Origin of the sequence: Thioalkalivibrio sp. XN8 (genome assembly GCF_011058255.1) — a bacterium.
Lineage (GTDB): Bacteria > Pseudomonadota > Gammaproteobacteria > Steroidobacterales > XN24 > XN24.
Genome location: NZ_JAALFH010000043.1, coordinates 1 through 208, shown reverse-complemented (window position 1 = coordinate 208; position 208 = coordinate 1). Strand labels below are relative to the sequence as shown.

At 55.8% G+C, this 208-nt stretch carries 1 protein-coding gene; it reads right to left on the bottom strand.

Annotated features, from left to right (window positions below; genetic code table 11):
- On the bottom strand, window positions 1-208 hold a 208-nt coding region (locus tag G6N75_RS04680; RefSeq protein WP_165347089.1), incomplete at both ends, for a type II toxin-antitoxin system RelE/ParE family toxin.

Genomic DNA, 208 nt, shown 5'->3' with positions numbered 1-208 from the left:
ACGATCTCAACCTCCAATGCATCACCGCCCTTCCAGACGAAGCAGATCCGCCACTGATCGTTGATTCGAATGCTGTGTTGTCCAGATCTATCGCCTTTTAGTTTCTCAAGCCGGTTCGATGGCGGAACCCGTAGCGTATCCAGGTTGCCGGCCGCGGCGAGGATTTCGAGCTTCCTGGCAGCCAAGCGTTGAACATCTCTAGGCAGCC